14 protein-coding genes are annotated in these 15,889 nt (G+C 46.3%); 8 read left to right on the top strand and 6 right to left on the bottom strand.

Going from position 1 to position 15,889, the window contains the following annotated elements; genetic code table 11:
• Nucleotides 1-147 precede the first annotated feature (147 nt).
• Nucleotides 148-612 carry a GNAT family N-acetyltransferase gene (locus ACFI6J_RS02655; protein ID WP_156086302.1) on the top strand — a complete coding sequence of 155 codons (465 nt, stop codon included), beginning with the start codon at nucleotides 148-150 and terminating at the stop codon, nucleotides 610-612.
• Between the two features lie 133 nt (nucleotides 613-745).
• Here ACFI6J_RS02655 and ACFI6J_RS02650 read toward each other — a convergent pair whose 3' ends face one another.
• The 5 genes from ACFI6J_RS02650 to rne form a co-directional block, all read right to left on the bottom strand.
• Complete coding sequence (locus ACFI6J_RS02650; RefSeq protein WP_156086303.1) at nucleotides 746-1,573, bottom strand: haloacid dehalogenase type II; 828 nt, start codon at nucleotides 1,571-1,573, stop codon at nucleotides 746-748.
• 83 nt (nucleotides 1,574-1,656) lie between these two features.
• On the bottom strand, nucleotides 1,657-2,334 hold the full coding sequence (locus tag ACFI6J_RS02645) for a response regulator transcription factor (RefSeq protein ID WP_156086304.1): 678 nt from the start codon (nucleotides 2,332-2,334) through the stop codon (nucleotides 1,657-1,659).
• A 44-nt stretch (nucleotides 2,335-2,378) separates the two neighbouring features.
• Nucleotides 2,379-3,950, bottom strand: coding sequence for a sensor histidine kinase (locus ACFI6J_RS02640; RefSeq protein WP_156086305.1), 1,572 nt, complete (start codon nucleotides 3,948-3,950; stop codon nucleotides 2,379-2,381).
• 211 nt (nucleotides 3,951-4,161) lie between these two features.
• Entirely contained in the window at nucleotides 4,162-5,304 is a 1,143-nt protein-coding gene (locus ACFI6J_RS02635; RefSeq protein ID WP_156086306.1) for an oxidoreductase family protein, read from the bottom strand.
• Nucleotides 5,305-5,410: 106 nt separating this feature from the next.
• Nucleotides 5,411-8,845 (bottom strand): ribonuclease E, encoded by a 3,435-nt coding sequence (gene rne / locus ACFI6J_RS02630; RefSeq protein WP_156086307.1) that lies wholly within the window; start codon nucleotides 8,843-8,845, stop codon nucleotides 5,411-5,413.
• An 811-nt stretch (nucleotides 8,846-9,656) separates the two neighbouring features.
• Between rne and rluC the strand changes: the two genes are divergently transcribed.
• Both rluC and ACFI6J_RS02620 read left to right on the top strand, forming a co-directional pair.
• On the top strand, nucleotides 9,657-10,598 hold the full coding sequence (rluC, locus tag ACFI6J_RS02625) for a 23S rRNA pseudouridine(955/2504/2580) synthase RluC (protein ID WP_014979112.1): 942 nt from the start codon (nucleotides 9,657-9,659) through the stop codon (nucleotides 10,596-10,598).
• Nucleotides 10,599-10,601: 3 nt separating this feature from the next.
• Nucleotides 10,602-11,309, top strand: coding sequence for an HAD family hydrolase (locus tag ACFI6J_RS02620; RefSeq protein WP_321825366.1), 708 nt, complete (start codon nucleotides 10,602-10,604; stop codon nucleotides 11,307-11,309).
• A 64-nt stretch (nucleotides 11,310-11,373) separates the two neighbouring features.
• Here the strand turns inward: ACFI6J_RS02620 and ACFI6J_RS02615 are convergent, their stop codons facing one another.
• Complete coding sequence (locus tag ACFI6J_RS02615; RefSeq protein WP_156086309.1) at nucleotides 11,374-11,994, bottom strand: Maf family protein; 621 nt, start codon at nucleotides 11,992-11,994, stop codon at nucleotides 11,374-11,376.
• 153 nt (nucleotides 11,995-12,147) lie between these two features.
• Here ACFI6J_RS02615 and yceD point away from each other — a divergent pair, with 153 nt between their 5' ends.
• From yceD to fabD, 5 genes are all read left to right on the top strand, one after another.
• Nucleotides 12,148-12,681, top strand: a complete 534-nt coding sequence (yceD, locus tag ACFI6J_RS02610) for a 23S rRNA accumulation protein YceD (RefSeq protein WP_156086310.1) — start codon at nucleotides 12,148-12,150, stop codon at nucleotides 12,679-12,681.
• A 3-nt stretch (nucleotides 12,682-12,684) separates the two neighbouring features.
• A complete protein-coding gene (gene rpmF / locus ACFI6J_RS02605) occupies nucleotides 12,685-12,855 on the top strand; it encodes a 50S ribosomal protein L32 (RefSeq protein ID WP_012518206.1) in 171 nt (56 codons plus the stop codon).
• 15 nt (nucleotides 12,856-12,870) lie between these two features.
• Nucleotides 12,871-13,896, top strand: a complete 1,026-nt coding sequence (gene plsX / locus ACFI6J_RS02600) for a phosphate acyltransferase PlsX (RefSeq protein ID WP_156086311.1) — start codon at nucleotides 12,871-12,873, stop codon at nucleotides 13,894-13,896.
• Entirely contained in the window at nucleotides 13,893-14,858 is a 966-nt protein-coding gene (locus ACFI6J_RS02595; protein ID WP_014949212.1) for a beta-ketoacyl-ACP synthase III, read from the top strand. The genes plsX and ACFI6J_RS02595 overlap by 4 nt, the downstream gene beginning before the upstream one ends.
• 99 nt (nucleotides 14,859-14,957) lie before the next feature.
• A complete protein-coding gene (gene fabD, locus ACFI6J_RS02590; RefSeq protein ID WP_156086312.1) occupies nucleotides 14,958-15,887 on the top strand; it encodes an ACP S-malonyltransferase in 930 nt (309 codons plus the stop codon).
• Nucleotides 15,888-15,889 lie beyond the last annotated feature (2 nt).

Genomic DNA, 15,889 nt, shown 5'->3' with positions numbered 1-15,889 from the left:
TATCGTCGCAAAGATTTTAAAGTTAGCAATTTAAAGTTAGTATTTTAAAATTGGCATCTTAAAATTTGTATTTTGACATCTAAAACTTTAACAGGATCTGTTAAAGGCGCTACTCAAACGTTAATAATAAAAAATCATCGAGGCAACATGGTTTCCTGGCAATCACTTACATTTAATGAAATGACTAATCATCAACTCTTCGATTTGTTCAAGCTGCGTGTCGATGTTTTTGTCGTTGAGCAAAACTGTGCCTATCCGGAGCTTGACGAAAAAGACCGCCATCCGAAAACTCATCATTTAATGGGGTTTCAAGATAACAAATTGGTAGCGTGTGCACGATTACTTGGCGAAGGGGTAAGTTATCCATCGGTGAGTATCGGTCGAGTAGCTACCAGCGAAGCGTTCAGAGGTAAAGGGGCGGGCAGAGCACTTATGCGTGAAGCCATTGATCATTGTGAGGCGTTATGGCCAGGCTGTGATATTGAAATTGGCGCGCAAGAGTATTTAAAACGGTTTTATGAAGGTTTTGGGTTTGAAGCCACTTCGACTATGTATTTGGAAGACGATATTCCTCACATCGATATGAAAAGAGCAGGCACGGCAAAAGCGTAGCTCAGTGCCTAGCTCGAAATATTGGTTGGCATGACCTTTTATGGCCCAGGCGTTTGACCTAATAATTATGTTCACCCGTGCCAACCGATAAGCTGTGCTTTTATTTGCACCTAGATACCATCAACCCTAACGCTTATTTGGCATCGGGTAACTGGGAGACTAATTCATCTAGTCCGCTTACCACCGTGTCAGGCGCTATTGCTAACGGGTAAAGTACCTTGCCGGGGCGTGCAATGAACGCGGCTTGCCAGCCTGCCTGTTTTGCACCAGCAATATCCCAACCGTGTGCCGCCACTAACATAGCGTCTTCTGCTGCTATACCCATTTTTTCAATAGCCCACTCGTAAGTGCGTGTATCGGGCTTATATAAGTTAATGTCTTCAACACTTAGTCGCTCGTCGAAATAAGACAAAAGATCAGCATTCTTAAATTGGGTATAAACGCCTTGATTAGATGAGTTGGTAAGGCTTACGAGTTTATAGCCTTTGTCTTTAAGTGCCTGCAAGCCATCGCGCACGTCAGGGTGGGGTGGTAGGCTTCGCAAAGGGGTGACAATTGCCGTTTTGGCTTGCTCTTTGGTCAATTCAATACCTTCAATTTCAGCGACCATCAGCAAGGAGGCAACGCCAATTTCTCCAAAGGTATGAAAGCGGCCAGTCGTTGAATCAACCAGTGAATGATGCAGCATAGTAGAGAACCACAGTGGCAACAAATCATCTCGACCGCCCAAGGCTTCGCCTACCGAGCTGCGCATGGCGGTGAGGTCTAGCAAGGTCTCATTAACATCGAAAAAGATAACCTTTGGTGCTCGCAATTCCCGTGCAGACATTGCTGTATTCTTATCAGGCTGCGCGGCATCTCTGGTGTCTGTCTGAGCGAAGACTGGTGATGACAATAGACTAATGCCTACAGCGGTCGCGCAACATAGCCTTGAGAGTAATGAAGAAGGTGAGCGAGCCATAATTATCCTTTATATAAGTTTTGAACGAGTGTTCAAATTAGGCGGGATAACACATGAATGCAATAGCTAATGAGACGAAACGACTATTTTCTGGTGGTCAACCGATAGCCGTTGCCTCTCAGAGTTTCAATAAGTATGGCATCACTGCTGTGAAGCTTTTGTCGCAGCCTACTGATATACACATCAACAACATTAGTTAGCGGATCGCTGTGACTTCGCCATACTCGACTTAATATGCGTTCTCGAGACAGCACTTTTTCAGCATTTTCTGCGAAGTAGTAGAGCATGTCGTATTCTAGTTTGGTGAGTGAAATCTCTTCTCCAGACAATGTCGCAATACGTGACTCGTCATCGATGTTTAACGGTCCGATGGTGAGGCCTAATTGGGTAACCGGTGTATTCGTCACTCTTCGGCTTAAGGCCGTTATGCGCGCAAGTAGTTCGTCAAAGTCAAATGGCTTGCACAAATAGTCATCCGCGCCTTGTTTTAAACCATTCACGCGCTCGCGTACTTCGTCCACTGCGGTTAGCAACAAAACCATAGGGGCATGGGGAAGCGACTTGATTGCGGGCAGCAGCTCTACGCTATCTTCATCACCAAACATGCGATCAAGTACAATAATGGCAGGGGTTTCATGGCGAATGCGCGTGACTAAGTTGTGTAATGCCGACTCTTCGATGCACTCAAAACCTTCAGCGCTTAAGCCTCGTGATAGAAAGCGTAGCAAGGGGGCTTCGTCATCAGCAATAAGAATTTTCATTGTTGTTATGATCCTAGTCGTTCGATGTTACTTAACGGTTGTTATTAATCTAAGGGCGTCGCGTGGTCTTGTAAAACTGGCAGCGTCAACGTGAACTGCGAGCCTTTACCTAATGTGGAATGCGCACTCAATGTACCGTGGTGGGCTTCTGCTATCGCTTTAGCGATAGACAAACCTAGCCCCATTCCATTGCCTTTGCGCTTTAACCTAACGAAGCGTTCAAAAACGTGCTGCAAATCACTTGACGAAATGCCTTCACCGCTATCAATGACCGATACGTTGATATTCGGGCCTTCGCTCTCAACGCGCAGCACAATGGGCGTATCGGGATAAGAATATTTGTGCGCGTTTTCGATAAGGATGGTCAGTACCTGCGCAATTCTGTCTTTGTCGATGAGCACTTGGACCTCATTATTGGCAAGCCATTTAAGGTATAGGTCTCTTGGCTTTGTGAGCTTTTGCCATAACGCCATATTTTGTGTAAGCAGGTTATGTAAGTCAGATTTAACCAGATCTACAGTAAATTCGTGCATCTCGGCACGCGCTAGCAGCAGCAAATCATCAACCAACTTACTTAAGTTCACGGCTTGCTCAAGTATGGTTTCTAGCGTTTCTTTATAAATCTCGTTGCTAGCCGCAGCCTGCCTAAGGGTTACCTGCGCTTCGCCTCGAATAATGGTTAACGGCGTGCGCAATTCGTGACTTACATCAGCCATAAATTGTCGGCGCTTTGCGTCCAGCTGAGTGAGTTTATTGTTAGCTTCTTTTAACGCCCGGGTTCGGCTCTCCACTTCAAACTCTAAGTGCTTACGATGGGCATCAGCCTGGTCTTCGTGTTCTTGTAGTCGCGCTATCATGGAATTTAGTGCTTTGACCAAGTCAGTAAATTCGCTATCCAGGGTTTCAGGCAATCGATAGTGGTAGTTTCCCGAGGCAATGGCATCGGTACCCGTGCGAATAACTGTAAGCGGCTGATACAGGGCATTGAATAGCCAATAGCAACCCAGCAGAATAAAAGGACAGGTAATAAGACCTAAACTGATAGTAAACCACACAATGCTGGTGTTTAGCGTTTCAATGCTAGCGTTAATGCGCGATACAACGCCTGTCTGGCGGTTTACTGCAGAGTTGATGGCCTCCCTAAACTGGTTGTCGATTGTAACCTCTAGTAATGTTTGAAGGCGCTGCTGTTGATTAAGTGGAGTACTGTCGTTACTTAGCGCGATAGCTCTAAACTCTTCCACAATGCTTTGAATGAGCGCTTCAAGTTCATCAGTATCTTCAACGCTTCCTAGTGTTGCCTCAAGCCCTAGTGCTTCGCGTTGTGCAAGTTCCAGGGACTTTATACGGTTCAACGAGTTTTCTATTTGTTGTTGCTTATTTCTCACTTTCGCTTGGTTTGCATTCTTACCAAAAATAAGCTCATCGGTTAGCTGTTTGAAAAGCCTATAGGAAATACTTGATAACTGTTGGTGCTCTGACAGCAGCGATTGAGCGAGCTGTGCTTGCGCTAGGTTAGTGCGTGTTAAATGTGCAGAAATAGCTGCGCTGGCCAATGCTATCAACAAGATAAATGTGGACAGAAGCCCAAAAAGGTAGAGTTTACGTTTGTACATTGGCAGCAGCGTCATGATTATTTGTCACTATATACGCTAAATGTAATTTAATGGTGCAGTTTCACGGTAATAAAATAGCAAGTCTGAGCAGATGGGCTACCAGCGACATGACGGGGGAATTGGTGTAAAAATAGAACTTAACAAAGGGCGCGAGAGAGAGAAGAAAAAAGTGCGTTTATAAAAGGCATGATCACTATGAAAACGTGATCGTTTAAGCCGTGCGCTCAAGAATAGACAAGGCAATATCTGTTTGATATTGGAGCTCTTCATCTATTTTCCAGTGTTCGGGGCTCCAACCCGCTAAGAACCGATAAAAGTCAGCGCAGGCGAAGGGGTACAGGCACTTCCATTCAGCAATGATAAGCGCAATATCAGCACGCTTGAAACAAGCCGAACTATCATTGTTAGCCAATCGAGTGTGTAGCGCATCTTCGAGCGCTTGAAAGTAGGTATTGAGCAGTGCATCACGATGCTTCATGTGGGTTTGGGTTGATAGGGCACTGCCCAAAAAATACGCCACGTCCTTTATGCCTGCGCCATAACCCACGTACTGAAAGTCGACAGCTGCACAGTCAGAAAAATCTTCGGTAAAACAAAAGTTAGCCACTTTAGCATCGCCGTGCACCAAAGTGTGGTAGTGAGCGTCGCCTAACGTGGTAGATATATCGACAGCATGTTGCTTTAGTAATCCATCCGACATGGCGTTGAACTCATCTTCACGGGTTGCCAAGTGCCAATAAGTGCCTTCAGGCCATAATTGTAAACTTCGGCTATCAAATTCACCTCTTACATTGACAAAGCGCGCATGAAAGTTGGCAAGCCATTTTAAAACAGTGATGCATTGCGCAGCGGTAAGTGAAGAGGCCGTGCGAGAATAGCCGCTGTGTGCTAAGTCTTCCATAACAAGAAGGGAGGCTTCGCCCTGTTGGCTGTGCCCTAAGCATTTAGCTGTACGGCACGACGCATCAGTTTGGACTTGAACGTCGCTATAAAAACAGTTCTCTACCTTAAAAGATTGGCACTTACGGTTGTGGCTAGCTTCACCATTCCAGCCTTTAGGGTGTGAGAGCCTGCGTGGCGGAGTGGCGCATTTCACGACTACTTTTAGCGCTGCTTCGTCTCCACCTTGTTGCGCGCCAAGTGGGTTTTGTTGAGCTTGGTGATACTGGCTTTCTTGGGAAGGGCTACTCTCGTCCTGGTTCTTTGAAAAAGTACTATTGGGATAGCCCAAAGTGGCACGAAAGCATGCACCGTAGCCACTCCAAAGAGGTTGAATCATTTGTGTGTCTAATACTTGCGCGCTACATACTTGGCTTAACCAATCTATATACTGCTGGTTTACCGTATCTGACATTTTATTCTCAACTCGGACTCGATGTTAAACGTACACTAACAAACAAAAAAGCCGCTCGAAAGCGGCTTTTACGTCAATTAGCTATTAGCGCACTAGCGACTGAAAATTATTCAGCCACTGCTGCTACTTCGGCAACGTCATCTACCGACTGAGGAAGCGTTGTTACTGCTGATGCACGTGACGTTACGTGCGACATCGCTGCAGTTTTACCCGATACTGCGAGTGCAGGTCGTGTGTCGTCAGCTTTAGCGGTAAGCGCTACATCAACAAACGCGTCGTTTACTGCTGCAGGCAATGCCATAGGGTGCGATGCACCACGCTTTCCTTTGCCGCTGGCTGCTAGGCTTGAAGAAGGCGCTGCTGTTTTTTCAGCTTCTTCTTTAGCCGCTGGCGCCTCTGCTTTAGCTTCTTGTGCTGGTGCTTCAGGTTCTGCAACTACAGGTGCGTCAGCCAAGTTTATTTCAACTTGCTCTGGCGATGCTGCTGCTCCGTCTTTAGCTTCTGGCGCCGTGGCTTCTTGCGCAGTATCAGCTTGTGTTGCTTTACCTTCAACTGCAGGTTCCGTCTGTGCCTTTTCTTCGGCGCGGCTTTCTTGCACCGAAGTTTCGGTCGCTTGAGCAGACTCGACTTCAGTCGTCGCGTTGTCGCCAGCTGACGTTACCTTTTCAGTTGAATCAACAGGTTCTTCTGAAGTTACTTCTTCCGCAGAAACTTTATCGTCAGCTGAAGCTTTATCGTCAGCTGAAGGCTCTGTACCCGCTGAAGGCTCTGTACCCGCTGAAGGCTCTGCATCAAACTGAAGTTCGTCTTGAACCGCTTCAACATCAAGCTTAGCTTTTTCTTGCTTATCTTGTTTAGAAACAGGTTGCTCGTCGGCCGGCGCTAGTTGTCCAGGCTCTTGCGCTTGTGTTTCTTCAACAACAGGTGCCTCGGTTTTAGCTGTCGCTTCAACTTCAGTTTCCGCCTGCTGTGGTGACAACTCACCAGGTTGTTTAGCTTGCGTGTCTGTATCGTCAACTTGCTGCGACTCTTTCTTACGACGTTGACCTGCTGCTCGAACATGACGTGGAGAGCGGCGTGAACGGCCACGGCCTTCACGTTTCTGACCTTGCTCTTCACTATTAGCGTCGGTACTTGCATCAGTATTTTCAACGGCATCACTAGTTACCGCAGATGAGTCATCTTCACCCTTAACAGCATCCGATACTGGTTTCGCTTCAACAGGTTTTTCAGCTGATTTTTTCTCTGCCTTCACTGTTGGTTTTTGCGCATCCGGCTTCGGCTCTGCCGTGTTTTCAACTGGAGTCTCTGCTTTCGGCGCTTTCGGCTTAGTGTCAGCTTTAGCTTTCTGCTGCACTGGCGTTTCTTTGGCTACTGGTGCGGCCTGCGCTTCGTTTTGTTCAGCAGTATTTACCGCGTTGTCATCTTTCTTCACACGAACGCTGCGGCGTTTATCACGACGTTTTCTACGTTCAGCAACTTCACGTTTCTTCTGCGCTTGGTTCTCTTGCTGCTCGCCATCTTGCTTTTCGTGCTTAGGCTTTTGTTGCTCATCGCGTGGTTGCTGTGCCTTACGAGGCTTACGACCTTTGTTATTGCGTTTATCATCTTGATCTTGACGATGGTCTTGTCTCTGGTCTCGTTGTTGTTCGCTGCGCGGTTTGCGATTATCCTGCTGCTCACTATCGCGGTTTTGGTCTTTACCTTGAGACTGATTGCCACGACGATTATTCTTATTACGCGGCTTGCGACGACGATCGTCATTGTTGCGGCTGCGGTTGTTTCTATTTTTATTACCAGACTGTGGATTCTTGTCTTTATTGGTTTCTTCTTCGCTTTCGCTACCGAACAAATCACTAATCCATTTACCAAATCGTGCAAATAGCGAAGGCACATCGTCGGCTTTCTTCGCTGGCTCTTCTTTTGGCGCTACAACAGGTGCAGCCGTTGGTGCGACAAGGCCTTTAAGTGCTGGCTCTTCACGCTTAACCGGTGCAGAAGTCGTCGTTTCCGTCTCAGCTTCTACCGCAGGCATTAACTCTACGTCATAACTCGCTTCCGAAACAACGTCATCCGGGCGTCTGCGTAATACCTGGTAATGCGGTGTATCTAGATTCGCGTTAGGAATAAGTAACAAGTCAACGCCGTGGCGTTTTTCTAGAAGCTGAATAGACTTACGCTTTTCGTTAAGTAAGTACGTCGCTACCGGAACAGGTAATTGCGCTTCAATTTGCCCCGTATTCTCTTTAATGCTCTCTTCTTCCAGAATACGAAGAATAGACAGCGCCAAAGATTCGGTGCCGCGAATAGTTCCGTGACCAGAACAACGCGGGCACACATGGTGAGCAGATTCACCTAGAGAAGGGCGTAAACGCTGGCGAGACATTTCCAAAAGGCCAAAGCGAGAAATGCGACCAAGTTGTACTCGTGCTCTATCGCTTCTTACCGCGTCTTTCATGCGGTTTTCAACTTCACGTTGGTGACGTACTGGCGTCATATCAATGAAGTCGATTACAACCAATCCGCCTAGGTCGCGAAGGCGCAGCTGTCGGGCAATCTCGTCTGCAGCTTCCAAGTTAGTGTTTAGTGCTGTCTCTTCAATATCACCACCCTTAGTTGCGCGGGCTGAGTTAATATCGATAGAGGTAAGTGCTTCTGTTGGGTCGATAACGATTGAGCCGCCAGAAGGCAAACGCACTTCGCGTTGGAATGCAGACTCAATTTGGCTTTCGATTTGGTAGTGACTAAATAAAGGCACTTCACCACGATAAAGCTTTACGCGGTTTGCAAAGTCAGGGCGCACTAATTGAATGTGCTGTAACGCTTGCTCGTAAATACTGGTTTTATCGATAAGGATTTCGCCAATATCGCGACGTAGGTAGTCGCGGATAGCGCGTACAATAACGTTACTTTCCTGGTGAATTAAGAAAGGTGCTTCGCGCTCTTCAGCTACCTCGGAAATCGCTTCCCAGTGCTTGAGGAGGACTTTTAAATCCCATTCTAATTCTTCGTAAGATTTACCTACACCCGCAGTACGGACAATAAGACCCATACCGTCAGGAAGATCTAACTTGCTTAGTGACTCTTTAAGTTCTGTACGCTCATCACCTTCAATACGGCGAGAGATACCGCCAGCGCGTGGGTTATTTGGCATAAGTACCAAGTAACTGCCCGCAAGCGATAGGAATGTAGTCAAAGCCGCGCCTTTTTGACCACGTTCTTCTTTGTCAATTTGAACAATAACTTCTTGGCCTTCTTTGATAACATCTTTGATGTTTGGGCGGCCTTCGAATTTATAACCTTTAGGGAAGTAAGTGCGGGCAATTTCTTTAAGGGGAAGGAAACCGTGACGCTCTGCGCCGTAGTCAACAAAAGCAGCTTCTAAGCTTGGTTCAACGCGGGTAATTTTACCTTTGTAGATGTTCGCTTTTTTCTGCTCGTGCCCTGGGCTTTCAATATCTAAATCGTACAACCGTTGCCCATCAACAAGGGCAACACGCAACTCTTCTTGCTGAGTTGCATTAATTAACATTCTTTTCATTGTATCTAACTCTGTTTTAGTACAGCCGTTAAGACACAAAATTAAAGTGACATGTGCAAACCCTCACCGCGCAACCTCACGGCTGGACGGGGACCTTGTTGTATCGTCGCATTATCCCTGGTGGTTGGCCATGTTAGCGCCGTTTTTAGCACTCAAATTCAATTGAATTCGCTTATGTCTTATTTTCAGACAAATTCTCAAGCAAATTACTATGGCCACACTGCTTTAAGGATGTCGGGAGCGACTAGCCCTTATTACTGTATTCTTTTTTACAAGCAATTTTATTTGCTTGCGTGTCATTTAATTCTGTTAGTTAACGGCAAACTTATTTTATGTTCGCAAGCAATGGCGATTGCTTTATCACGGCAGTGTAGTCGTTGCCTCTCTAGCTTGGTTGGCCTGAAAAATAATTTTCATTGCGGATGCTACCAACGCGAACGCCATACTTTTTCGTTTTACAAGTTTGAGCAGCATCGTCATTCTTTATAGATTGCTATCTCTTTCTTGATTGTTGTTTTTATAACGCTTGGTTTCACGCTTTTGAGAGGGGCTTTACTTACCACCTGACATCAAAAACTTATGTGTGAATTGTACCGTCCAAAAAACGTCGTTAATTATCGCACCAAAAACGCTTTTTTAGCAAGGAAAGCAAGTGAATAAATTGTGTATATCTCAATATGTGGGCTGGTAACGAAGGCTAGAGACTTAAAGAAAAACTGCCTTTGTTTAAAATTGCATCGATAAGGGCTTTTTTCAATTATTTCTCACTTTCAATTGGCAGAGAGAAATAGCAATGGGGTATACTCAGAACATGAAAGAAGAAGCTCCCCAAAAAGTTCGTTTTGTAACGGTTGAAGCCGACTTGGCTGGTCAACGTATCGATAATTTTTTGCGCACCCAGCTAAAAGGCGTGCCCAAAAGCATGATCTATCGCATTTTACGCAAAGGTGAAGTGCGGGTGAATAAAGGTCGTGTTAAGCCTGAATATAAGTTACAAGCCGACGATTTAATCAGAATTCCACCGGTTCGCGTGTCGGAAGGTGCTCCTGCGCCATCGCCAAAGCTCGATAAAATTGCATCATTAGAGTCGCATATCCTTTTCGAGGACGACCGTATACTTGTTATCAACAAGCCATCGGGAATGGCCGTTCACGGAGGAAGTGGCTTAAGCTTTGGTTTAATCGAAGGCTTAAGAGCCTTGCGTCCTGATGCCAAATTTATGGAATTGGTACACCGATTAGACCGTGACACGTCGGGCTGCATTTTAATTGCTAAAAAACGTTCTGCCCTTCGCCACATGCATGAGCAGCTTCGCACTGGCAAAATGGACAAGCGATATAATGCGCTAGTTGCAGGTGAGTGGCCTAAAACCCGATTTAAAGTTAAAGCGCCGCTTCGTAAAAATGTGCTGCAATCGGGTGAGCGCATGGTAAGCGTAAGCGACGATGGTAAACCGTCAGAAACTCGCTATCGCATATTAGAGGAATACGCAGGTGCAACCTTGGTTGAAGCGTCGCCTATTACAGGTAGAACCCACCAAATTCGCGTTCACTGTTTGCATGCGGGTCATCCTATTGCTTGTGACCCAAAATACGGTGATGCGGATTTCGACGCGGCAATGCGCCAAAAAGGACTGAACAGACTGTTCCTTCACGCTCGCAGTATTTCACTGCTGCACCCAGCGACTGAAGAGCGCGTAACATTTACCGCGCCGTTAGACGACACTCTCTCAAATACACTTAAAGCGCTGTAAGTTATGCATTCAAAAAAGCAGGCTGTGGAAACACAGTCTTTCACTTCGTTAGATAAAACACTGCCTAAGTACAAACTTGTTATCTTTGATTGGGATGGCACGCTCATGGATTCGGCGGCAAAAATTGTTAGCTGCATGCAGCTTGCCGCAAAGCAGTGTGATATGCCTGTTCCTACCTACGACGAAGTAGGCCACATTATTGGTATAAGTTTAAAGCCTGCCATTAAACAGCTTTTTAATATCAAAGACGATGAGTTAGCCGAACGTTTGGTCGCCGCCTATAAAGAGGCATTTGTCACTCGCGATACAACGCCGTGTCCTTTGTTTGATGGCGTTGAACCGTTACTTAGTAATTTGAAAGAAGCGGGGTGCACATTGGCCGTTGCGACAGGTAAAGCGCGCCGTGGTCTTGATCGAGCGTGGGCACAAACAGGGACGGGACCTTTCTTCAGTGCGTCACGTACCGCCGATGAGGCAGAATCAAAGCCTTCGCCCGACATGCTCCTACAGTTACTTGATGAACTTAGTGTAAAAATAGAAGACGCCGTTATGATTGGTGACACAACCTACGACATGCAAATGGCGAAAACGATTGGTATGGATAGGATAGGTGTGTCATATGGCGTTCACGCGCAGGTTCATTTAGAAGCGTTGTTACCTGTTGCACTTGTACACTCTATAAGTGAACTAGAAACAGCGCTATTCAAATAGCGCTGGTTTGTAGCGCTGGTTTGTAGCACTGCTTTGATACAACTGCTCTGACAGAATTAGTGGCTTACTGTGCAGCCATTGCTAATAAATCCACATCGAAGTGTGCGTCCAGTAATTCATTTAGCAGCATTATAGGAAGACCGATTAAACTGTTAGGGTCGCGGCTTTCTATTTTATCGAACAGTAATACACCCAAACCTTCGCTTTTAAAACTGCCGGCGCAATCAAGTGGTTGCTCTTTATCTACATAGGCGCGAATGGCAGCCTCACTGTTAAGGCGAAAGAAAACGCGTGTTTCATCTACCTGTGTTATCGTTTTATTAGCGCTAGGTTGGTGAAGGCAAAGTGCAGTATAAAATGACACTTGCTTACCTTGGCATGCCATTAGCTGGTTTACTGCATTTTCAAACGTACCGGGCTTGCCAAGTAGCTGCGGGCCCGCATCGGTTTGGACCAAAGCTACTTGATCACTCCCTATAATAATGGTGTCGTTATTTATCTTTTCTAATTCAGCGGCAACCTTGTGCGCCTTTTGTTCGGCTAAACGTAAACTCAATGCAGTAGGGCTTTCGTTCGCAAAGGGCGTTTCGTCAATATCTGGTGCGTGGGTGTCTACCTGAATACCAATGTTGGCGAGCAACATTTTTCGGTATTGCGATGATGAGGCGAGAACAAGGGAGGCCACAATTACTCCTTTTATAAAATCAATATGTTGCGTACTTTTAGTTAGTAGTACAATGTTACATTATCACTGCGCACCACATACAGCGTTTTATTGTAGGTTAAAACGCAATTTTGCTTTGACAGGAAGGGGTTGACCCTATATCATGCGCGCCCTATGCAGAAAGTGAAACTCCCTCATTCGGTTGAACCGACTAAAAGTGCCATGAAACGTTCCGATTACCGGGGCGTGATTGCGTCTAAAGATATGGAACGATTGAGTGAAGCAGTTGTCCGATGCAGTGACTATGTGGACGCAGAAGTGCAGTTCGAAAAAGACGCGCAGGGTCTTACTGTTTTTCACGGTCATTTAGCCACGCAGGTAACACTTATCTGTCAAAGGTGTAATGGTGAACTCGATTATCCCGTGGAAGCGGAATTCTGTTTTACTCCAGTGCAGGGAGAAGAGCAGGAAAGCGACGACATCATTCCCGAGGCTTACGAACCGGTAGAGGTCAACGACCACGGAGAAGTCAGTCTGCTTCAAATTTTTGAAGACGAGCTACTGTTATCTTTGCCAATTGTACCCCTTCATGCAGAGTCGGAGTGTACGGTAAAGCGAGACGACATGTCGTTTGGAAAGATTGAACCGGAACAAGAGCGACAAAACCCTTTCGCGGTTTTGAAAGAACTTAAGCGAGACCAGGAGTAAGTTATGGCAGTACAACAAAATCGTAAAACGCGTTCTAAGCGCGGTATGCGTCGCTCACACGATGCATTGACAGGCGCGACTTTGTCTGTCGATTCAACGTCGGGCGAAACTCACCGTCGTCACCACGTGACCGCTGACGGTTATTACAAAGGCAAGAAAGTAATCGGCGCGTAATACGGCGACTACATTTTGTCTAAACTAACCATCGCGTTAGATATCATGGGGGGCGATCATGGTCCCCCTGTTATCCTTCCCGCAGCCGTAAAGGCTATTCAATTTCACCCAGACGTGCACTTCACGCTATGCGGTGATGAAGATACCATCAAAGCAGGTATACAGCCCCTTACTGATTCTGAGCGCAACCGCGTTACTATTGTGCATTGCTCACAAGTCGTTGAGATGGGCGAAGCGCCTACGTCAGCGCTACGAAATAAGAAAGATTCTTCTATGCGTCGCGTTATTGAGCTTGTCGAAAGTGGCGAGGCTAACGCGTGTGTAAGCGCAGGTAATACCGGTGCATTGCTTACCTTATCGTTCTATTTGCTTAAAACCTTATCAGGTATTGACAGGCCCGCACTCATTAATATGATGCCTACAACAGGGCACCATAACGTTTTTCTTTTGGATTTAGGCGCTAACGTAAACTGCACGCCTGAAATACTTTTCCAATACGGCGTTATGGGCTCAGTGCTTGCGCAAGAGGTGGCGGGCATAGCATCGCCACGGGTTGCCTTATTGAACGTAGGCGAAGAAGATATTAAAGGTAACGCACAGGTAAAATCTGCCGACCAGCTTTTTAAAGACGCGCCAGGCATAAACTATATTGGTTATGTAGAAGGCGACGACATTTTCACCGATCATGCCGATGTAGTGGTAACAGACGGTTTTACCGGAAATGTAGCGCTTAAATCGAGCGAAGGGCTGGCTAAGTTAGTGATAAACGAAGTAAAACGTCAGTCACAGAAGAACTTTTATACCCGATTATTGGCAAAAATTGCCTTCCCATTACTGAAATCTATCTATAACAGCGTGAACCCCGACCAGTATAACGGTGCGAGTCTGATAGGATTGCGCGGCATTGTTATCAAGAGTCACGGAAATGCACAAAAAGACGCCTTTTATTACGCCATAGTGCAAGCAATGAAAGAAGCAAAGATGCATTTACCTGAAAAGATAAAGACAAAGATAGAAACGGTATTGTTGGAGCAGCTTTGAGCAAATATTCACGCTTTATAGGAACAGGTAGCTATTATCCCAGCGACGTGCGTACAAACGCAGATTTAGAGCAAATGGTGGACACCAGTGACGAATGGATCACTGACCGTACCGGGATAAAAGAGCGACGTATTATTGGAGCAGATGAAACCGCTGCTACCATGGGGGCAGAAGCCAGTAAGAAAGCCATTGAGATGGCTGGCATTGACCCGAAATCTATCGACATGATTGTGTGTGCCACCACAAGTGGTCGCTATGCGCTTCCAAGCACAGCATGTGAAATTCAACGCATTCTAGATATTGACGGTATTCCTGCTTTTGACGTAGCTGCTGCGTGTGCGGGTTACTGCTACGCGTTAAGTGTTGCCGATCAATACATTAAGTCTGGAATGGCGAAACGTATTCTTGTAGTCGGTACCGACTGTTTAAGCCGCTTGATAAACCCTGAAGACAGAACCATGGTTATCTTGTTTGGCGATGCGGCAGGCGCAACGATTATTGAAGCAAGTGATGAACCTGGAATTCTTTCCACACATATCAACGCATCAGGCTCTCACGGCGATTTGCTGTACGTGGGTAATCCAACCCGTGGTGACGAGCAGTCGGTTCACGAGAACTGGGGTGTGATGCGTGGAAATGAAGTCTTTAAGGTGGCGGTAACCAAGCTTTCAGAAGTGGTTGAACAAACCCTTGCTGCCAACGGTATGCAAAAATCTGATCTTGACTGGTTAGTACCTCACCAAGCAAACTTTAGAATTATTAAAGCGACAGCTAAAAAGCTGAATATGTCTCTTGATCAGGTAGTGCTTACGTTAGAGCAGTATGGTAATACCTCTGCTGCTACTGTGCCTACAGCGCTTGATACCGCTATCAGAGACGGGCGCATTCAACGCGGACAGCATTTATTACTAGAAGCATTCGGAGGCGGATTTGCTTGGGCATCGGCGCTTGTACGCTATTAGCCTTGCAGATATTTGCCTTGGTGATTTTTGCCTCGATAGGGGCACTCCAACTCCGACGTTTTCTCGTTTCTAGTAAATTAAAAATAATAAGGAATCGACATGACAAAGACAGCCTGTGTATTTCCAGGACAAGGTTCTCAAAGCGTAGGTATGCTAAAGGAACTTGCTGAAATTTCTCCTATTATCGAAGCAACGTTTAAAGAAGCCTCTGACGCGCTCGGCTACGATCTGTGGGATTTAGTCCAAAATGATACAGACGGTAAACTTAACGAAACGCATATCACTCAGCCAGCGTTGCTTGCTGCTAGCGTAGCAATTTGGCGTGTTATTCGCGAGCAGGGCATCGATGTTGATTACCTAGCGGGTCACAGCCTTGGTGAGTACTCAGCATTAGTATGTGGCGGCGCCATGGATTTTGCTGATGCTATCAAGCTTGTGGAAGCCCGTGGTAAATACATGCAAGAAGCTGTACCAGCAGGTGCGGGTGCCATGTATGCCATTATCGGACTAGACGATGCCGCCATTGCTGATATTTGTCAGCAAACCGCTATTGCTACAGGCGATGTGGTTGCGCCAGTAAACTTCAACTCTCCAGGCCAAGTGGTTATTGCAGGGGAAAAGAACGCCGCAGAGCAAGCTGCTAATGCGTGTAAAGAAGCGGGCGCAAAGCGCGCACTTCCTCTTGCGGTAAGCGTTCCTTCACACTGTGAGTTAATGCGTCCTGCAGCAGATAAGTTGGAAGACGCGTTATCGTCATTGAACGTTAATGAGCCTGCAATTAATATCGTGAATAATGTTGATGTCACTATTGAAACCCAAGGTGATGCAATCAAGAACGCATTAGTGAGACAACTATATTGCCCCGTTCAATGGACGCGTACCGTTGAATATTTGGCGGCAGCGGGCGTTGAGCGCGTTATTGAAGTAGGTCCAGGTAAAGTACTTACTGGATTGAACAAACGTATCGACAAGAGCCTAGAATCTCTTGCAGTTAATACACCTGATGGTGTTGAAGCATTAAAACAATAAGG

The sequence above is a fragment of the Alteromonas sp. G4i13 genome, assembly GCF_054960505.1.
The sequence above is the reverse complement of the archived record's forward strand: the minus strand, read 5'-3'. Positions and strand labels throughout refer to the sequence as shown.

Coding starts and splice junctions, on each gene's coding strand:
- ACFI6J_RS02655 (WP_156086302.1), top strand. CDS start 148: ATGGTTTCCTGGCAATCACTTACATTTAATGAAATGACTAATCATCAA.
- ACFI6J_RS02650 (WP_156086303.1), bottom strand. CDS start 1,573: ATGGCTCGCTCACCTTCTTCATTACTCTCAAGGCTATGTTGCGCGACC.
- ACFI6J_RS02645 (WP_156086304.1), bottom strand. CDS start 2,334: ATGAAAATTCTTATTGCTGATGACGAAGCCCCCTTGCTACGCTTTCTA.
- ACFI6J_RS02640 (WP_156086305.1), bottom strand. CDS start 3,950: ATGTACAAACGTAAACTCTACCTTTTTGGGCTTCTGTCCACATTTATC.
- ACFI6J_RS02635 (WP_156086306.1), bottom strand. CDS start 5,304: ATGTCAGATACGGTAAACCAGCAGTATATAGATTGGTTAAGCCAAGTA.
- rne (WP_156086307.1), bottom strand. CDS start 8,845: ATGAAAAGAATGTTAATTAATGCAACTCAGCAAGAAGAGTTGCGTGTT.
- rluC (WP_014979112.1), top strand. CDS start 9,657: ATGAAAGAAGAAGCTCCCCAAAAAGTTCGTTTTGTAACGGTTGAAGCC.
- ACFI6J_RS02620 (WP_321825366.1), top strand. CDS start 10,602: ATGCATTCAAAAAAGCAGGCTGTGGAAACACAGTCTTTCACTTCGTTA.
- yceD (WP_156086310.1), top strand. CDS start 12,148: ATGCAGAAAGTGAAACTCCCTCATTCGGTTGAACCGACTAAAAGTGCC.
- rpmF (WP_012518206.1), top strand. CDS start 12,685: ATGGCAGTACAACAAAATCGTAAAACGCGTTCTAAGCGCGGTATGCGT.
- fabD (WP_156086312.1), top strand. CDS start 14,958: ATGACAAAGACAGCCTGTGTATTTCCAGGACAAGGTTCTCAAAGCGTA.